At 58.1% G+C, this 18,206-nt stretch carries 15 protein-coding genes; 8 read left to right on the forward strand and 7 right to left on the reverse strand.

Annotated features, from left to right (window positions below; all coding sequences use genetic code 11):
• Positions 1–94 precede the first annotated feature (94 nt).
• Complete coding sequence (locus AC2A6O_RS07545; protein ID WP_148583021.1) at positions 95–1,195, reverse strand: TRAP transporter substrate-binding protein; 1,101 nt, start codon at positions 1,193–1,195, stop codon at positions 95–97.
• A gap of 188 nt (positions 1,196–1,383) precedes the next feature.
• On the opposite strand from AC2A6O_RS07545, the gene AC2A6O_RS07550 reads away from it, so the two are divergent.
• From AC2A6O_RS07550 to AC2A6O_RS07560, 3 genes are all read left to right on the forward strand, one after another.
• Complete coding sequence (locus AC2A6O_RS07550; protein WP_148583022.1) at positions 1,384–2,745, forward strand: cache domain-containing protein; 1,362 nt, start codon at positions 1,384–1,386, stop codon at positions 2,743–2,745.
• A 7-nt stretch (positions 2,746–2,752) separates the two neighbouring features.
• The gene (locus tag AC2A6O_RS07555) at positions 2,753–3,421 is read left to right on the forward strand and encodes a response regulator (protein WP_498926318.1); all 669 of its coding nucleotides are present in this window, start codon (positions 2,753–2,755) and stop codon (positions 3,419–3,421) included.
• Positions 3,422–3,489: 68 nt separating this feature from the next.
• A complete protein-coding gene (locus AC2A6O_RS07560) occupies positions 3,490–4,248 on the forward strand; it encodes a gamma-glutamyl-gamma-aminobutyrate hydrolase family protein (RefSeq protein WP_148583024.1) in 759 nt (252 codons plus the stop codon).
• Between the two features lie 23 nt (positions 4,249–4,271).
• Here the strand turns inward: AC2A6O_RS07560 and AC2A6O_RS07565 are convergent, their stop codons facing one another.
• Positions 4,272–6,215, reverse strand: coding sequence for a HoxN/HupN/NixA family nickel/cobalt transporter (locus AC2A6O_RS07565; RefSeq protein ID WP_498926319.1), 1,944 nt, complete (start codon positions 6,213–6,215; stop codon positions 4,272–4,274).
• Positions 6,216–6,464: 249 nt separating this feature from the next.
• Between AC2A6O_RS07565 and AC2A6O_RS07570 the strand changes: the two genes are divergently transcribed.
• Positions 6,465–7,538, forward strand: coding sequence for a Glu/Leu/Phe/Val dehydrogenase dimerization domain-containing protein (locus AC2A6O_RS07570; protein WP_498926320.1), 1,074 nt, complete (start codon positions 6,465–6,467; stop codon positions 7,536–7,538).
• 126 nt (positions 7,539–7,664) lie between these two features.
• Here the strand turns inward: AC2A6O_RS07570 and AC2A6O_RS07575 are convergent, their stop codons facing one another.
• From AC2A6O_RS07575 to AC2A6O_RS07595, 5 genes are all read right to left on the reverse strand, one after another.
• Entirely contained in the window at positions 7,665–8,204 is a 540-nt protein-coding gene (locus tag AC2A6O_RS07575) for a TetR/AcrR family transcriptional regulator (protein ID WP_498926321.1), read from the reverse strand.
• Positions 8,205–8,400: 196 nt separating this feature from the next.
• On the reverse strand, positions 8,401–9,300 hold the full coding sequence (locus AC2A6O_RS07580) for a LysR family transcriptional regulator (protein ID WP_148583028.1): 900 nt from the start codon (positions 9,298–9,300) through the stop codon (positions 8,401–8,403).
• 96 nt (positions 9,301–9,396) lie between these two features.
• On the reverse strand, positions 9,397–9,897 hold the full coding sequence (locus AC2A6O_RS07585) for a DUF2937 family protein (RefSeq protein WP_498926322.1): 501 nt from the start codon (positions 9,895–9,897) through the stop codon (positions 9,397–9,399).
• A gap of 35 nt (positions 9,898–9,932) precedes the next feature.
• The gene (locus AC2A6O_RS07590) at positions 9,933–10,910 is read right to left on the reverse strand and encodes a WD40 repeat domain-containing protein (RefSeq protein ID WP_498926323.1); all 978 of its coding nucleotides are present in this window, start codon (positions 10,908–10,910) and stop codon (positions 9,933–9,935) included.
• A gap of 12 nt (positions 10,911–10,922) precedes the next feature.
• Positions 10,923–12,005 carry a CobW family GTP-binding protein gene (locus tag AC2A6O_RS07595; protein ID WP_498926324.1) on the reverse strand — a complete coding sequence of 361 codons (1,083 nt, stop codon included), beginning with the start codon at positions 12,003–12,005 and terminating at the stop codon, positions 10,923–10,925.
• Between the two features lie 230 nt (positions 12,006–12,235).
• Between AC2A6O_RS07595 and AC2A6O_RS07600 the strand changes: the two genes are divergently transcribed.
• From AC2A6O_RS07600 to AC2A6O_RS07615, 4 genes are all read left to right on the forward strand, one after another.
• Positions 12,236–13,417, forward strand: coding sequence for a pyridoxal phosphate-dependent aminotransferase (locus AC2A6O_RS07600; RefSeq protein ID WP_498926325.1), 1,182 nt, complete (start codon positions 12,236–12,238; stop codon positions 13,415–13,417).
• A gap of 151 nt (positions 13,418–13,568) precedes the next feature.
• Complete coding sequence (locus AC2A6O_RS07605) at positions 13,569–15,740, forward strand: sensor domain-containing diguanylate cyclase (RefSeq protein ID WP_498926326.1); 2,172 nt, start codon at positions 13,569–13,571, stop codon at positions 15,738–15,740.
• Positions 15,741–16,038: 298 nt separating this feature from the next.
• Positions 16,039–16,452: a universal stress protein gene (locus AC2A6O_RS07610; RefSeq protein ID WP_498926327.1), complete on the forward strand. Its 414-nt coding sequence runs from the start codon at positions 16,039–16,041 to the stop codon at positions 16,450–16,452.
• Positions 16,453–16,481: 29 nt separating this feature from the next.
• Positions 16,482–18,119 (forward strand): BCCT family transporter, encoded by a 1,638-nt coding sequence (locus AC2A6O_RS07615; protein ID WP_498926328.1) that lies wholly within the window; start codon positions 16,482–16,484, stop codon positions 18,117–18,119.
• The last annotated feature ends 87 nt before the right edge of the window (positions 18,120–18,206 follow it).

Below are 18,206 nucleotides of genomic sequence, written 5' to 3' on the forward strand. Positions count from 1 at the left end.
ACATTGTCCAAGGCCGTCATCGTGGCTATGCCTTTTTGTCTTTGTCAATGAAGAAGGGACGGGATTCCTCCCGCCCCCTTAATCGCTCAGCCGATTACTTCGGAATGCCGAGGTAACGGTTACGCTTGTTGCTGTAGGCGATATCGGAAATGGCCATGTAGCTGCCGATTTCCTGACGCGCATTGATCACGCTCTCGAAGATCTTCTTGGACAGCGCGGAATGATCCATCGCTTCTTCCAGAACTTCCTGAGCGGCTTCACCGAAGCTGTCGTAGATCTCGTCGGAGAACTCGCGCAGTTCGACGCCATGCTCGTTGATCAGGCGGTTCAGGTACTTACCGTTGTTGGCATTGGTTTCAGCGATCGTGTTGGAATTTTCTTCCGCACACGCTGCAACGATGATCTGCTGATCAACCTTGTCGAGGCCGTCCCAGAATGCCTTGTTCATGCCCAGAGCAAGCATTGCGCCCGGCTCGTGCATGCCCGGATAGTAGTAGTATTTGGCCGCTTCGTAGAACTTCATGAAGTAGTCGTTGAACGGACCAACCCACTCGGTAGCGTCGATAGCGCCGGAAACAAGGTTTTCATAGATCTGGCCACCCGGCAAGGACACCGGAGACGCGCCGAGTTTCGCCATGACGTCGCCGCCCTGACCCGGAATACGCATCTTCAGACCCTTCAGGTCGTCAGCGGTTTCGATTTCCTTGTTGAACCAGCCGCCCATCTGGACGCCGGTGTTGCCCATGGCAAGGTTCTTCAGGCCGAATTCACCAGCCAGCTCATCCCACAGTTCCTGGCCGCCGCCGTACTTGATCCAGGCGTCCATTTCAGCCTGGGTCAGACCGAACGGCACGGCAGTGAATGCTGCCCAACCCGGATGCTTGCCTTTCCAGTAATAGTCGGCGCCGATGTAGGCCTGCGCGTTGCCGGAAGCGACTTCGTCGAAGGAGTCAAATGCTCCAACGCGTTCGCCAGCGGCGAAATACTGAACATTGAGGCGACCTGCGGTCAACTCTGCAATACGAGCTGCCAGACGCTGTGCGGGAATACCGAGACCCGGGAAATCGCGCGGCCAGGTGGACACGATGACCATTTCCTTGGTGCCCTGCGCGATTGCAGGAGCAGCAAGCATAGATCCAGCAGCAACACCACCGGCGCCAATACCAGCCTTTTTGATAAACGAACGACGATCCATTAGTTTCCTCCCTAACCGGATCCGAATTTAGACCGGGTACACACTTGCACCGATCCCGAAGTATGTCTAGTTGACCGAGCGTCTGAAGCGCTATTCGTGGTTCTGCGCAGCTTCTCGGTATTACTACCGAGAACACGCAAGTGAGACGATCATTTGGCGCGCATTTGCGCAACAAGAGAGCAAAATTCGTGACCTTCAAAACCAAGTTGCTTCTCATCACGATACTGCCATTGATAGCCGTTTCCGTGCTGATCGGTGCGGCCACCTATTATCAGTCGCGGGAACTGATCAACACCCAGACGCAGGCTGTTGACCAGCGCATCCTGTCCTACAAGCGCCAGGAAATTCGAAACTACGTCAGCCTTGCCCTGACCTCGATCGAACAGATCTACAAGGAAGAGCCCGGGGGCCGGGAAGCCGCGCAGCAAAAGGTCAAGGAGATCCTCCAGAACCTGACCTTCGACTACGATGGCTATTTCTTCGTCTATACGCTCGACGGCACAAACCTGGTGCACCCCAAACTGCCCAAACTTGTGGGTGGCAACTGGTGGGACCTTCAGGACGACAACGGCGACTTCGTTATCCGCAACCTGATCGAGGCCGCCAAGAAGGGTGGCGGCTTCCACCAGTACGTCTGGCACAAGCCCTCGACGGGCACGGTGGAGGAAAAGCTCGGCTATGCCATCCTGCTCGAAAAGTGGGGCTGGATGCTGGGAACAGGCCTTTACACCGACGACATCGCCCGCGAAGTCACCGCCATTCGCACGGATTTTGCCCGCTCCATCCGCCAGACCCTGTTCGTGACCTTCATGATCACGCTCGCGGCCATTGTGATTGCCGGCTTCCTCATTGCCGGAGTGCGTTTTTCCGAACAGCGTTTTGCCGACAGCAAACTGAAGGAGCTGACCAACCGGATTTTCCAGGTGCAGGAACAGGAGCGCAAGCGCGTGTCCACCGAGCTGCATGACAGTATTTCCCAGCTCCTGGTGTCTGTCCGCTATGGCGTGGAAATGATCCACAGCGAGGCAAACCGCGAACCTGAGCTTCAGTCCCAGGCAGCCAAATGCCTGAAGACACTGGACGGAACCATTGCCGAGGTCAGGCGGATATCACGCGATCTCAGACCCAGTGTTCTCGATGACATGGGCCTTGCAGCCGCGCTCGGCAGTCTCGGCAAGGAGTTCCAGAACCAGTCCGGCATTATCGTCAACGTGGAGGCAGAGCAATGTCACAGCCGCTTGTCGGAAGGTGCCAAGACCGCGCTCTATCGGGTTGTTCAGGAGTGCATGACAAATGTCGCCCGCCACGCCCACGCCAGCGAGGTCGCAATCTCCCTCAAGGTCGGCGCGCAGCAACTCGTCCTCTCGGTGGAAGACAACGGTGTCGGCCTGCCACGCCCGTTGCCGAAATCCGGCGGCCTTGGATTCCGTAACATGCGGGAGCGGATCGAAACCTACGGCGGCCGGTTGACCCTGAGCCGTCGCGCCTCCGGCGGAACCCGGATCAAGGTCCAGATGCCGCTCGACAATGCGGCTGCAAAAGCGGCATGATGCAAAGATGACAGTGCGTTCACCTTCACCTCGGTCATTATCGCGACCCATCCGCGTTCTTCTGGCAGACGACCATGAACTGGTTCGCGATGGTATCCGGGCCCGGCTGCAGAAGGTGGCTGAGCTGGAAGTGGTCGGTGAAGCAACGAATGGCCGCGAGGCCTTGACGCTCGCCCATGATCTGCGCCCGGACGTTCTCTTGATGGATGTCTCCATGCCGGTGATGAACGGACTGGAAGCGGCCACCCAGATGCGCAAGTCGCTGCCGGAAATCGCAGTTCTGATCCTGTCGATCTACGATAATCCGGAATACGTACGCGGCGTCGTTCAGGCAGGGGCGCGCGGATATATCCTGAAGGATATTTCAGCCGCCGAGATGATCACCGCCATTACCAGCGTCGCCAACGGCGGTTACTATTTCTCCTCTGCAGTCGGCCCGACACTCGTCGGCGCCAGCACCTCCGCCCCCGTCGAAGATCCTTACGGCCTGACCGACCGCGAGCGCCAGGTTCTGACGGCCATTGCCAAAGGCCAGCCCAACAAGGAAGTCGCCCGGGAGCTTGGCATCAGCGTGCGCACCGTCGAATCCCACCGCCTGAACCTGCGCGAGAAAGTCGGCAACAAGAATGCCGCCCAGCTTTACAAGGTCGCGCAGGATCTGGGATTGCTGGACTGATCCGGCTCAGCTAAATCTGTTGGCCAAACTCTCCCGGAGACGCTTCTCTCCCATCTGACAGGCTTGAAATGACCAAACCACTCGTCCTGGTAACCGCCGATGTGAAAACCGTCGAAGGCTATAACTGGCACGCCGCAACCTCGATTTATCTGCAGGCCGTCGTGAAAGGTTCCGATGCCATTCCCATGATCCTGCCGTCCCTTGGCGCCGATCTGGACCTGGATGCGGCGCTGGATCAGGTCGACGGTGTGCTGGCGACCGGGTCCCGCTCTAACGTCAATCCGGAACTTTATGGTGAGGAGCCGACGGAAGAGAATGGGCCTTACGACCCGTCCCGCGATGCGACGACGCTGCCCTTGCTCAAACGCGCTGTCGAACGCGGCATTCCCGTTTTTGCCATCTGCCGGGGTATGCAGGAATTGAACGTTGCCCTCGGCGGTACGCTCCTGACCGAAATCCAGACCCTTCAGGGCCGTGACGACCACCGCGCCCCGACATCCGAACAACAGGACGAACGTTTCCGGATCGCCCATCCGGTGGAAATCGCTGAAGGCAGCTGCCTGGCGGCCGTTGTGGGCGATGAGCCGATTGAAGTGAACTCGCTCCACCGCCAGGCCCTTGGCACACTTGGCAATGGAATGATCACGGAAGCAGCTGCCGAGGACGGCACGATCGAAGCCGCTTCGATCAAGGACAGCGCCGGCTATGTGCTGGCGACCCAGTGGCACCCGGAATATTGGGTTTCCACGGACGGCCCGTCACAAAAACTGTTCGCCGCCTTCGGCGATGCCGTTCGTGCCTACCGGGTGAAGCGTCTGGGACTTTGATCTCGCCCTGACGCGAGACAGCCTCAGCCCCAGCCGAACGTTGCAATCAGCAATGTGAGGCCCAGCAGGAAGACAATGGTTGCCCCGGCGATCTCGATCGTCCGGTGCACCTTGCGCGCCATCGGGCTGCCTTCGCCGAATATCCGCACGGCAAGCTCCTTGGCCCCGACGGCCATGCCCGCAAGCAGGGAAACGGTGATGCCGGTTCCGACCGCCATCGCCAGAGTGGAAGCAATGCCCGCGGCAATCATGCCCTGGGAAAGAGCAAAGACCAGAACCACGAGCGCGCCGGTGCAGGGCCGCAGACCCACCGCGAAAATGATCGACACCGCCCGGCCAAGGGTAATCCGGCCTTCCAGCATGTCCGGTGTCGGCGCATGGGCGTGACCACAGCTCGCGCAGACGCCATCGGCACCGATTTCGTGGTGATGGTGGTGGTCATGGTGATGATTATCGTGACCATGATGGTGGTGGTGATCATGGCCGTGGTGACCGGCAGCCCCGGCAACAGCGAACTGCGAACCCGAAAGCCGCGCGGCCATGCTGACCGCAAGGGGACGGAGCGCTTTCTGCCACAACAGCCAGCCCCCCAGACCGGTGATCAGCAAATAGGAACCGATTTCAAACCACCGCGCCGTATCCTGGATCGCGATGCTGGTGAGATTGAAGATCGCAGCCAGCCCGCCAACCAGCAGGATTGCGGTCACCGCCTGTGCGAAGGCCGAAGCAAACGAGAGAACAATCCCCTTGCGAAGGGTCTCGTTGTTGGCAACCACATAGGAAGTGATGATCGCCTTGCCATGCCCCGGGCCGGCCGCATGGAAAATGCCATAGGCGAAGGAAATCCCCATCAGCAGCCAGGCCGCATGCGGATTGCTGCGGAAGGACCTGAGGCTTGAGACCAGCGCCTGATAGAACTCTTTCTGCTTGACCGCAATCGTCCCGAAAATCGTGTCGAGCAAGCCGGCCTTCGGCGCCGCCACCTGTTGTTCTGCCGGTTTTGCCGTGTCGAGCGCGGCCGTGATTGCGGCATGCCCATCACTTGGCGCGCTGGCGGTGGTCTCCGTGGAGGTGGATGGCGTGGTTGTAGTGGTAGAAGAAGCCGTTGAAGCAGCGTCCGGTGTCACCGCTTGCGGCGTATCCGGCGTGTCCGGCGAGGTGGTCGCGGCAGCAACTGCATCGCCGCAGGCAACCAGCATCTGGTTGACCTGGGTAGCGGCGACGGACTGTAGCTCGGGCGGCAGGTCTCTCTGATCGGCGCCGATCTGCGCAAGCGCATAAGCTTCGGCATCATCCAGCGGTGGCGGTTCCTTGCGGCTCACATGGCAGGTGCCGGGCGCGTTTTTCGTTCCCAGGGCGTCATCGCCATCACTGAAGCGAAAATCGACATAATAAGTCGGATCATAGACGTCGAGCGTGATCAGGTTCTTGGCATCGCTGGGCTGTTTGAACGGCAAGGTGAAATGCAGTTCCAGCAGGTTCACGTCTTCCGGCATGGAGCCGCCGTTCATACGGACATCTTCTTCCATCGCCTCGAAGTCCTCGGGTTTCATCACCCAATAGTCCTTGAGGGGAACCGTGACCACTTCCAGCCAATAGTCCGTCGGAGCGTCGAAATCGAATTCGTCACGCGTGTTGTCGCCGAACGTGAAATAGCCGTAGTCGGCCATGCTTTCCACATTCACCTTCGCCAGTTCACTCAGCTCCTCGCGGGAGTAGTGACCATCGCCATCCTTGTCGAAGCCCTGGATTGCAAATGCGGTAAAGGCATCGTCGAAACGAAACACCTGCTGAAGAGCGACCGCCTGGCCGGCATCGTCGAACACCAGCTTGCTCCTGGCCTCCACGAAGACATGCGGATGCGCGCTGGCGCTCGCGACAGCCCCCATCAACAATCCCAGTGCGAGCAGAAAACGGCGAGAGGCCGCAGGTAAAACCTTGGCCGTGAGGGCGGAGAGCAAGCGCAACGGGATCACCACTTAGCAGATGTAATAAGTTTACATGACATGCAGTGAGGGTGTTTGACCAGAGAAGACGGCAGGAAGATGACCGCGACTCTTTCGCAGCGCAATACGCGCTGGGAAAGAATTTCACAGTTAGCCTCACTTTGAGGAATGTTCATGCTCAAAGCATGGTTTTGATCGAAAAATACAAGACAATATTCCGGACTTTTCGCCCAAAATATTCACAACAACAACTCAACGATCGAGCCAGCCATGAACGCCTTGCATAAATCAGTTGGTCACAGCGCCGTCTTCGACCATCCCGAAATGGGTGATCACGAAGACATTGTTTTTGTTCAGGACAAGGCCACTGGCCTCAAGGCCATCATCGCCGTCCACGACACCACGCTTGGTCCGGCTCTTGGCGGCTGCCGCGTCTGGCCCTACGAACATCCTGCAGATGCCCTCACGGATGCCCTGCGCCTGTCCCGCGGCATGACCTACAAGAACGCTCTCGCAGGCCTCGATCTCGGCGGCGGCAAGGCCGTCATCATTGCGGACCCGCGACGTGACAAATCCGAGGCGTTGATGGAAGCGTTCGGCCGTCATGTGGAGCGCCTGTCCGGCACTTACATCACCGCGGAAGATGTCGGCGTATCACCGGATGACATGGAAGCCGTCGCCCGTCAGACCGACCATGTCCGTGGTACAAAGGCGACCGGCCTTGGCGATCCGTCCCCCTACACGGCCCTCGGTGTTTTCGAAGGTATCAAGGCATCCGCCAAATTCGTTTTCGGCAGCAGCGATCTTTCCGGCAAGACCGTTTCCGTGCAGGGCCTTGGCCATGTTGGATTTGACGTAGCCCGCCAGCTTCACGAAGCCGGCGCAAGGCTCATCGTTTCCGACATTCACGCACCGGCCGTGCTGCGCGCCATCGATGCCTTCGGCGCCACCGCCGTCGATCCGGCAGAAGCGCATATGGTTGAGGCAGACATCTTTGTGCCGTGCGCTCTTGGAGCGGGATTGAATGCCCGCACTGTTCCGCAAATCCAGGCGAAGATCGTTGCAGGTGCAGCAAACAACCAGCTGCAGACCCCGGCTGATGGCATTGCGCTGAAAAAACGCGGCATCCTCTACGCTCCGGATTATGCCATCAATGCCGGAGGTGTCATCTCCATCGCGCTGGCAACCGCGAACAGCGGCGACAACATTGTCCGGGACAAAACCATCGCGATCGGGGAAACACTGGCAAAGATCTTCGACCGGGCAGCGCAAGAAGGCACCACGCCGGAACATGTGGCAGACACAATGGCCGAAGAGCGTCTGGCGAAAGCAAAGGCAGCCTGATTGCGCCGCTGACACCAATCAATGGCGGACACGAGCCGCCATTGAAGGGTTGCTTCGTTTAAAGGCCTTGAATGATCGGAACATTTTTCGGGAACGCAGAAACAAGCACCTCAAATCCTGAAGGCTTCAGGAGAACTGGCTCTCGTTCGAGGCTTTGAACATCTGCTTCACAAGGACTTTCGCGTCTTCCACGGCCACTTCTCCCATTTCCGCATAGCAGGCCGTGACGCCTTCATGCAGCAGGTAGAGCCGCGAGGCGAAGCTTTCCTGCCCGCTCAACTCGCCGAAGAATTGCAGAAGCTCACCCTTGTGCCGCTTGACCATTGTCGCGATTTCGGTGCTGTCGGGACTGGCTGCCAGAGCTTGACGAAACATGCATTCCTTGCCTGCAGTCATGCGCATCCAGCCCCCAAGCTTGTCGAACAGCTGAACGGCTGCCTCCAGTCCGGGAGAGCTCACACCTTCGCGCACATAAGACAGATACCGCCTGTGCCGGTATTCAAGCGCTCCCAGCACCATGGCTTCTCGCGAGGGAAAATGACGGTAAAGCGTGCGCATGCTGACACCGGCGCCGGCCCTGAGCTCGGGAACGCTCGGTTCGGCGAACCCGCGGCTCCAGAAGACCTCTTCCAGACGAGCGGCAATGTGTTCCTGCGCGTTTTCCATGAGTAAGTCTTGGGATTTACATACCGCTTTTGCAAGGAAAACCTTCACCTAAAGGTAATCTAAGTAATTTCCCGTAAGCGAAAAATGAAAGTAATTTTCGAAACTTAATCGTCAAGTAAAGTAAAAATTGTCAGCAACGTTATTGCCGCAAGGATTTTCGAACGCCTTTAAATTAATTCACATGATAAAAAAATTTTCAAACGCCATTTTGGCCCGACGAATACCATTCGAGCAAAAAATCAACAAAGGCCCGCACCTTTGCACTTAGATGCCGTCGATGCGGATACACTGCATAAATACCACGCATCGGCTCTTCATAGGCCTCAAGAAGCAGAACCAGTCTGCCATCGCGAATTTCCCTGGAGACGAAAAACAACGGCGTCCGCAGAAAACCAAGGTTACAGAGCGCCGCCTCACGTGCCGCTGCGGCACTGTTGACTTCCAGCGGGCCCTTGACCGCAACCGAGGTGCGCTCTCCGCTCGTGTGGAACACCCAGTTCTGCTTGTAGCGGTAGTTCGTGTCGATGATACAGGGCCGCGAGGAAAGATCGGCAGGCACGTTGGGTGCACCATAGGTCTCTATGGTCTTGGGCGTGGCACAAACCACGGTACGGAAGGGCGCGATCTTTCGGGCAATCAGGCTGGAATCCTCCAACTGCGCGACCCGAACGGCGAGATCGAAGCCTTCCTCCACAAGGTCGACAAAGCGGTCTTCCAGCCGGAGATCCAGGTTGATCTCCGGATAGCGGACAAGAAATTCCATCATGGCCTGGTTCAAAAGGTCGTCGCCCATCGAACGCGGCGCAGATACGCGCAACCGGCCACGCACTTCCTGATGCGAGGACTGAACGGACGCTTGCAGATCATCGATCCGCTGCAGGATATCCGTTGCTTCCTTGTAATAGACCTCCCCGACTTCGGTGAGGGATACCTGACGCGTGGTCCTGTTCAACAGACGCACGCCCAATTCGTCTTCCAGTTCACCCACATATTTGGAAACCAGAGCCTTGGACCGCCCCATTTCACGGGCCGCTGCGGAAAATCCGTTTGAATCGACAACTTGAATGAAGCAGCGCATCCGCGTGATTGCGTCCATCCGGCATCCTTCCCGTTCGGGCCATTCCGAAGACCCTGATTAGCGTATTTTCCAGCGGACGGTCAAAATTCTCGCCGGGCGAGACCCGGCAAACGATCAGTTCCGGACGGGCCTTGCGCGGCGGCCGAGACGGGCCGCACCGATCAGAAGGCGCATGACCAGAAACCCGCCAAGCGCCCCGGTCCCGGCACTGGCAAATCCGGCTGGCGTCACCGGCACGGCCGGCTCGAAGTCTTCCGCAGTTGCCTGCGCCAGTGTTGGATCGAAGCCGCGCGCGAAAATGACCATACGATCCAGCGGCCCGGCGGTTTCCAGCTCTTCACGTTGCAACTTCAGCCGGCTCAGGCGGATTTCCGCATTCAGCATGCTGTCGCCGCGCGATCTGATGAAGGGATCCTCGGAGGATTTCTGGCGCGCAATGGCTTCTGCCGGTGTCAGCCCGTAAAGAGCCGCATCCCGGTTGAAGTCGGCAAGTATTTCTTCCAGAGCATCGATGGCCCCGCCAAGCCGCTGGCGGTATTGCTGCGTGAACTCCGGCAACTGGGACGTTGCGGTTCCACTCAGCAACACGACGATCAGCATCATGATACGTGCCATCGTATGTCAGGACCTCCCTTGCCCGTCCCTGGCGATCAGTCCTGCAGACTGATAATCCCCGCTTCCGCGGTTTCCGTTCCAAAGACCAGCCGAACTCCATCCGCGTCCCAGGCCATGGTCGACACCGGGCCCAGGCCCGGTCGACGCAGCAGCACCTCGGCATTGTCCTCGAACCGGCACATCAGGATCATTCCGTCCTGATAGCCGACCGCGACAACATCTTCCTTCGGATGGCAGACAACGGCGCTGACAAGGCTGTCGCTCCGGGTCCCCAACTGCAAGGGCGCCTGCCCCATGGGTCCGGTCTTGCCGAAGAACGGCCAGAGGATCGCGGCATTGGCACCGGACGTTGCCAGATACCGTCCCTTGACCGACCAGCTGAACGATTTGACCTTGGCCGGGTAACCCGTCATGCGCATGTCCTGGCTGTCCGACAGGCGCCAGCCGTGCAAGGCGTTTTCCTGCATCGCGGACACAACATACTTGCCGTCGGGCGAGAAACTCACGCCCAGATGCGCGCCCTTCCAGCTCAGGTCGACCGGTGCTCCATCGGTACCGGCCCACCAGAGTGTTACGCCATCGTAGCGCGCGACCGCGAGCCGCATGCCCTTGGGAGCGAAGGCCAGGCCGCCAACGGCCCGTTCGTGCGCGAATTCCTTTTCCTGCCCATCGGCAAACCGAACCCAGGCTGTCCGCCCGCTGGCAAAGGCCAGCGCACCGGAGGGTCCGGCAGCAATCAGATCGATCCACTTGCGCGGCCGCTCGGCAACGCATTCGCTGGACCCATCCACCGAATTCAGAAAGATGCAGCCGTCGTCGCCGGAGGTGATCAATCCCTTTCCGTCGACAGTCGGCTCAGCCGCCAGAAGCCCCGCCTTGTGAGGTCTCAGTTTTGTTTCGCCCTGCCCGGAAAGGACGATGTCGCCTTCTCCGGACGCAAAAAAGGCGGTGTCTTTCAGATAGCCGGCGCGGACGACGTAGCCATCCACCTCAACGGGAGCAACTGTCGGCAAGTGTCTTCTTCCTTATTGTGCAACGCAGGCCTGGAAACTGTCTTTCAGAACTTCCCAGTTGAGATCCCGGCCAATGAACACCAGACGGCTTTCGCGCGGCTCATCGTCTTTCCAGTCACGCTGATGATCGCCTTCAACAATCATGTGAACGCCCTGAATGACATAACGTTGCGGATCGCCCTTGAAGGCAAGGATGCCTTTCATGCGCAGAATGTTCGGACCCTGAATCTGCGTCACCTGATTGACCCAGGGGAAGAACATATTGGGGTCGAGATCGCCCGCCTTCAGGGAAATGCTCTTCACCGAATGAGGGTCTTCATCGTGATGATGATGGTGGTGTCCGTGATCATGACCATGCCCGTGATGATGATCATGGTCATGATGGTGGTGGTCGTGGTCGCAATCGGGTCCGCATTCATCGGCATGGTGGCCATGCTCCAGAAAATGCGGATCGAGCGACAGGATCCTGTCGAGATCGAACGCACCCCGGTCGAGCACCTTGGCGATGTCGATACTGCAACGCTCGCTCCGATGAAGCACGGCATACGGATTGATCGAGCGGATGCGCGCCTCGACAGTGGCCAGTTCTTCCGCCGATACGAGATCGGTCTTGTTGATCAGGATCACATCGGCAAAGGCGATCTGGTCTTCGGCCTCTCCGGTGTCTTCCAGCCGCTGGAGGACATGCCGGGCATCGACCACGGCAACGACCGCGTCGAGTTTCGCAGAGGCGCGGACATCGTCATCCATGAAGAACGTCTGCGCGACGGGGGCCGGATCGGCAACGCCGGTGGTCTCGACGATGATCGCGTCAAAGGCATTCTTGCGCTTCATCAGGTTCTGCACCGTGCGAATGAGATCGCCCCGAACCGTGCAGCAGATACAGCCGTTGTTCATTTCGAAGATTTCTTCATCGGATTCGACAAGCAGATCGTTGTCGATGCCGACTTCGCCGAATTCGTTGACGATAACGGCGTACCGCTGACCATGATTTTCGGTCAGGATACGGTTGAGAAGGGTGGTCTTGCCGGCCCCCAGATATCCCGTCAACACGGTAACGGGAATCTGTGCCTGGCTGTCCTGGGTCGCAGTCATTGCGCGCTTTCCTGGCAGGAGATGAAGGGTCGCCCGCCGGTTAGCGGGCCGCTTGGGCGGGAATATAAGCATTTCACCGACGTATTGGGAGTGCGCCAGGGAAATTTCCCTCAACTGCGCAAGCCTGTGGACACTCACCCGAACGTTTTGTCCGTTGTTCAGCCTTTTCAAATCCTTGCCTGCCGCATTAACGTCGCCGGCAGGAAACGCGCACAGGCATGGAGACCGAAATGCTGCACACGATTAGCGGATTTGACCGGATCGGCGAGGAAAATGCGTTTGCCGTGCTGGCGCGGGCAACGCAACTGGCCGAACAGGGACGCGACATCATCAATCTGGGCATCGGTCAGCCGGATTTCAAAACACCGGATCACATCGTGGAAGCGGCCATCAAGGCCCTGCGTGACGGTCAGCACGGCTACACGCCCGCAACGGGCATAGCGCCCTTGCGTGAAGCGGTTTGCGCCGACCTGCTGAAACGTCACGGAGTGGAGACCGACCCCGGCAACGTTCTGATCGTTCCGGGCGGCAAGGTCACCATGTTCATGGCGATCCTGATGTTTGGCGAACCGGGCACCGAAATTCTCTATCCCGATCCGGGCTTCCCGATCTACCGCTCGATGATCGAGTTCACCGGCGCCCGTCCCGTGCCGGTTCCGATCCGCGAGGAAAATGACTTTGCCTTTTCTGCCGAAGAAACGCTTTCGCTCATCAACGACAAGACGCGGCTTCTCATTTTGAATTCTCCGGCCAATCCCACGGGAGGCGTCACGCCACGAGCGGAGATCGAAAAACTCGTTGCCGGACTTGAACGGTTTCCCGATGTTGCCGTTCTCTCGGACGAAATTTATTCGCAGATGACCTATGACGGCATGGAGCACGTGTCTTTGCTCGGCTTTCCGTCGCTGCGCGACCGGCTCATCCTGCTCGACGGCTGGTCCAAGACCTACGCCATGACCGGCTGGCGCATGGGATTTTCCCTCTGGCCCGACGGCCTGATCGACAAGGCGCGCAAACTGGCGGTCAACGCCTGGTCCTGCGTCAACGCACCGGCCCAGTTCGGTGCCCTTGCCGCACTCACCGGACCACAAACGGCTGTCGCCGACATGGTTCGGGAATTTGACGGCCGGCGCAAGGTGACGGTTGACGGTCTCAATGCCATCGAAGGCATTTCCTGCCGTGTCCCACTTGGGGCCTTTTACGCCTTCCCGAATATCAGCAAGACAGGCTGGAAGGCCAAGGAACTTGCGTCTGCCCTGCTGGAAGAAGCTGGCATTGCAGTCATTGGCGGCCCCGACTTTGGCGTATTGGGCGAAGGATACATCAGACTGTCTTATGCGAACTCGACCGAAAACATCCGCGATGCGCTTGGACGGATCGAAACATTCCTTGACGGAAACCGAAAGTCCTGATTTCTCGGAAAAATTACGGATTAACTGACCCATCAAAGGTTAACAAGAACGCTTTCTTCAGGGTGTCTTCACTCACGTATCCCTTTTATTAAACTTTTATTGCGTTGAATGGCCCTCAGGCCCGCGCAATGGCAAGAAAACGGGGACGCATATGAGCGAGAACATCACTCTGGATCTTGAACAGACGTTCGGTGAACTCAACGAGTGCGTCATCGTCACCAGCCCTGAGCGTGTCATTGTTTTCGCAAACAGGGCCATGGCCGAACTGCTCAAGGTCGACCGGGAAGAAGTTGTCGGCACGACGACAAAACGATTTTTTGCCGACGCTAACCAGTTCGACCGCATGGCAGACCTTTACCGGGCACCCACCGATCAGCGGCATCGCAAGGCCTATTCAATCGATCTGGTTACCGAAGTCGGTTCAACCGTATCCGTCGAGGTGGTCAGTGCGCCCCTGTTTGATGAAGCGCACAATCTGACCGGTATCCTGTTCATCGCGAGAGACCTGGCGGAACGAAGAGCCCTCGAAACCAAGCTCAGCGATATTGCCCTGACGCTCGAAGACGCCCTTGACGCGATTTCGGAAGGGTTTGCGCTTTACGACCAGGATGACCGGCTGATCATCTGCAATGACAATTATCGCGAAATCTATGCCGCATCGGCACCGGCCATGTTCCCCGGAAATCGCTTCGAGGACATTCTGCGCTTTGGCCTGAACCGCAAACAATACGATACCGGCGACTTGTCGGATGACGAATGGCTGCAGGAGCGCATCGACCGGCATCTGGCAGGTGACGGTTCCATCCTGGAACAAAACCTCGCTGACGGCCGCTGGCTGCGCATTGCTGAAACAAGGACCCGCAGCGGCGGCATCGCCGGCATCCGCTTCGACATCACGGAACTCAAGGAAGCACGGGCGAAGGCGGAAAATGCCTACAAGAACCTGTCTCTGATGGCCGACAACATTTTCGCCAGCGTCACCGAGGTCGACCTGGACGGCAAATGCGTCTTCATCAACAAGACTGCCTGTAAATGGTTCAATGACACACCGGAAAATCTGATCGGCACTCGGCTGCGCGACAGGCTGACCTGGAAGGAGCGCGAAACCATCCGCGCAACCTTGGAAGAAGCCAAAAGAGGCGAAAAGGTTGAAACCGAAATCAGCCTGAATTTTCCAGACGGCATTTTGCGCGAATGCATGGTGAGCTGTAACCCCCGCTTCGACGACAATGGTTCGGTCGAAGCGATCGTGCTGCTGGTTTCCGACATAACCGAAAGGAAGAAGACCGAGCGCACGCTGGCCGAACTATATGGCATCACGTCGACGCGTGAACTTGGCCACGAAGACAAGATCGCCGAAATCCTCCGTCTTGGCACGGAGCATTTCGAAGTTCCCTTCGGCATCATCAGCCATGTGATTGATGACCACTACACGATCACGCACGCCCACAGCCCGAACGGCGAGCTCGCGCCCGGTACATCGTTTCCGCTGCAGGACACCTACTGTCTGCTGACACTCACGGGTGATGAGCCGATCGCGACTGCCAACGCTGCAAACTCGGAATTCGCCAAGCATCCGTGCTATCAGATCTTCAATCTGGAGACGTATATCGGCGCCCCGCTTCTGGTCGATGGCGAAGTCCATGGCACAATCAACTTCACGGCTCCGGACGTACGCAAACGGCCATTCACAGCATCCGATATTCAGATCGTCCGGCAATTTGCCGATTGGGTCGGGCACGAGATTGCCCGCCAGCGCGATCATCAGGCCTTGATGAATGCCAAGATCAACCTGGAGCGGGTTGCCAGCATCGATGACCTGACCCAGATCCTGAATCGCCGGGCTTTCCTGGAGCGCGCCAATACTGAAGTTCAACGGTTCCGCCGCACCAAACGCCCCTTCACCGCCGTCATGATAGACATCGACAAGTTCAAGCAGATCAACGATCTGTACGGCCACGCAACCGGCGATGAAGTTCTCAGGAAGTTCGCAGATACCGTCAGCGGCGCCCTGCGGTCGGTCGATATCTTCGGCCGCGTCGGCGGCGAAGAATTCTGCATGATCCTGCACAACGCCGAACTGGACGATGCCATGCTGGTATGTGAGCGCCTGCGGGAGCGGATCATCGCGGAGTGCCAGCTCGACATCGTCAAACAAACTGTCACCTGCAGCATGGGTCTTGCCGTTGTCGCAAGGGAAGACCTGGAATTTTCGACACTCATGCAAAAGGCCGACACGGCACTCTATGAAGCCAAGTCGACCGGCCGCAACAAATGTGTGGCCTGCAAGGCCCCGCAGCCGGAAGATTTGCCGGCGCTCTGAACGCTCCCTCCGTTGCAGCGCGCCCCACGGCACCGCAGTGCACAATTTTTTAGCATTTCCCGGCGCGCGCATTAAATTCAGGCGTGTTTTTGATTAAATACGCAAAAGTGTCGCACCACAGCGTGTCCATGCCGTTCTTTTGACGCCAGCCTCTGCATATGCGACAGTAGCCTGAGCTTGGCGGAGCGGGACAAAAAGACATTACCTTTATATGTACTAATGATACGGACCCTCCGTGCAAGGACCTCTATGGCTTGAATCTTGAAGATTCTTGCCCGAACAGATCTTGGAGGGACATTTGTTCACAAAAATACTAGTTCCTATCGACTTGGGTCATGCAGATAAACTTGAAAAAGCTATCTCAACAGGCGCTTTCCTAGCGAAAACAAACAGTATTCCTGTGGTATTTGTGGCCGTGACCTCAAATACCCCAAGCGCCCTTGCCCACACGCCAGACGAGTTTCGGGAAAAGCTGGCGGCTTTCGCAGCCGCTGAAGGCGAGAAACACGGGATCGAAGCATCCAGCCATGCTGCGTTTTCTCATGACCCGGCGATCGACCTTGAACATGCGATACTCAAGGCCGTTCATGACACGGGCGCGGACCTTGTCGTCATGGCGACGCACATCCCGCATGTGCCGGATCATTTCTGGCCATCGAACGGCGGCCGAGTGGCGAGCCATGCGGACGTATCCGTCTTCCTCGTGAGATAACCCCTTTCCAAAACAAAAGGAGCGCTCCCATGAGCGATAGCGCCAACAATCAAGGCATACCGGATCCGGAAGGCGCCGCCAATATCATCGACACCGAGTACGAGATTGGCCAGGACAACATCGAAACCTCCGTCGGTCCTTTCAATCTCGATATCCACAATCCGGTCTTCCTGATCTCTGGCCTGACCATCGTTGCTTTCGTCTTTTTCACTCTTGCGTTTCAGACCGAAGTCGGCCCGATGTTCGACCATCTGCGCAAATGGCTGACGTCGAACCTCGACTGGTTCTTCATCATCTCCGGCAACATCTTCGTGCTCGTCTGCCTGGCGCTGATCGTCACCCCCCTTGGCAAGGTTCGCATCGGTGGCAAGGACGCCGAGCCCGACTATACCTATTTCGGCTGGTTCGCCATGCTGTTCGCCGCGGGCATGGGCATTGGCCTGATGTTCTTCGGTGTGCTGGAACCGGTCTATCACATGGCCTTTTCCGAACCGATTGGCGTGCCCAAGCCCTTTGACGCGGACGGCAATATCATTCCGGAAAACGTTGCGGCTGCGAAAGCCATGGGCATGGCTGCAACGATCTTCCACTGGGGTCTGCACCCCTGGGCGATTTACGCTGTGGTCGCACTCGCGCTTGCAATCTTCTCCTTCAACAAGGGTCTGCCGCTGACCATGCGCTCGGTGTTCTATCCGATTTTCGGTGAACGCACCTGGGGCTGGCCGGGCCATATCATCGATATCACGGCAGTGCTCGCCACGCTGTTCGGTCTCGCCACCTCACTCGGTTTCGGTGCCCAACAGGCAAACGCCGGTCTCGATTTCGTCTTCGGCATTCCTGTCAGCACCACGGCACAGGTCGTGTTGATCATCGGCATCACCGGCATCGCCCTGGTGTCGGTGCTGCGCGGTCTCGATGGCGGTGTGAAGGTGCTGTCGGAAATCAACATGCTGATTGCGGCACTGTTGCTGGTCTTCGTGATTGCTGCGGGTCCAACGGCAACGCTGTTCTCCGATTTCTTCTCCAACATTGTTGCCTACGGGAAGGAAATCATACCGCTGTCGATGCCCTTTGGCCGCGAGGACGACGGCTTCCGTCAGGGCTGGACAGCCTTCTACTGGGCCTGGTGGATTTCCTGGTCGCCGTTTGTCGGCATGTTCATTGCGCGCGTCAGCCGTGGCCGGACCGTTCGGGAATTCATCGTCTGCGTCCTGATCATTCCGACAATCGTATCGGTTATCTGGATGACAGCGTTCGGCGGCACCGCCATCGAACAGGTTCTGGCCAGCAACGACAGCCAGGTGCATGAATATGTGATCGCAAGCTACAGCCCGGAACTGTCGCTATTCGGCATGCTTGCCGATCTGCCGATGGCCTCGATCACCTCGTTCATCGCCATCATTCTTGTCATCGTGTTCTTCGTCACCTCCTCGGACTCCGGTTCGCTGGTGATCGACACGATCACGGCAGGCGGCAAGGTCGATGCTCCGGTGCCGCAGCGCGTGTTCTGGTGCACCTTCGAAGGTCTGGTGGCCATCGCGCTTCTGCTCGGCGGCGGCCTCGGCGCCCTGCAGGCAATGGCGGTCTCGACCGGGTTCCCGTTCACGATCGTCCTGTTGCTGGCCTGCTACGCCATCTTCAAGGGCCTCGCGGACGAACCACGCTAGCTCATAGCGATAACGCTAAGTGCAACGGGCGGCCCTGGCCGCCCGTTTTTGCGTCTGGAGACGCCCCACAACGGTGTGGTCATCCGG

This window comes from Labrenzia sp. ATLA3, from assembly GCF_057180185.1.

Bases quoted from the DNA above. Each gene is read 5' to 3' on its own strand.
- AC2A6O_RS07560 (WP_148583024.1), top strand. From the start codon at position 3,490: ATGACCAAACCACTCGTCCTGGTAACCGCCGATGTGAAAACCGTCGAA.
- AC2A6O_RS07555 (WP_498926318.1), top strand. From the start codon at position 2,753: ATGACAGTGCGTTCACCTTCACCTCGGTCATTATCGCGACCCATCCGC.
- AC2A6O_RS07600 (WP_498926325.1), top strand. From the start codon at position 12,236: ATGCTGCACACGATTAGCGGATTTGACCGGATCGGCGAGGAAAATGCG.
- AC2A6O_RS07615 (WP_498926328.1), top strand. From the start codon at position 16,482: ATGAGCGATAGCGCCAACAATCAAGGCATACCGGATCCGGAAGGCGCC.
- AC2A6O_RS07545 (WP_148583021.1), bottom strand. From the start codon at position 1,195: ATGGATCGTCGTTCGTTTATCAAAAAGGCTGGTATTGGCGCCGGTGGT.
- AC2A6O_RS07575 (WP_498926321.1), bottom strand. From the start codon at position 8,204: ATGGAAAACGCGCAGGAACACATTGCCGCTCGTCTGGAAGAGGTCTTC.
- AC2A6O_RS07585 (WP_498926322.1), bottom strand. From the start codon at position 9,897: ATGGCACGTATCATGATGCTGATCGTCGTGTTGCTGAGTGGAACCGCA.
- AC2A6O_RS07605 (WP_498926326.1), top strand. From the start codon at position 13,569: ATGAGCGAGAACATCACTCTGGATCTTGAACAGACGTTCGGTGAACTC.
- AC2A6O_RS07580 (WP_148583028.1), bottom strand. From the start codon at position 9,300: ATGGACGCAATCACGCGGATGCGCTGCTTCATTCAAGTTGTCGATTCA.
- AC2A6O_RS07570 (WP_498926320.1), top strand. From the start codon at position 6,465: ATGAACGCCTTGCATAAATCAGTTGGTCACAGCGCCGTCTTCGACCAT.
- AC2A6O_RS07595 (WP_498926324.1), bottom strand. From the start codon at position 12,005: ATGACTGCGACCCAGGACAGCCAGGCACAGATTCCCGTTACCGTGTTG.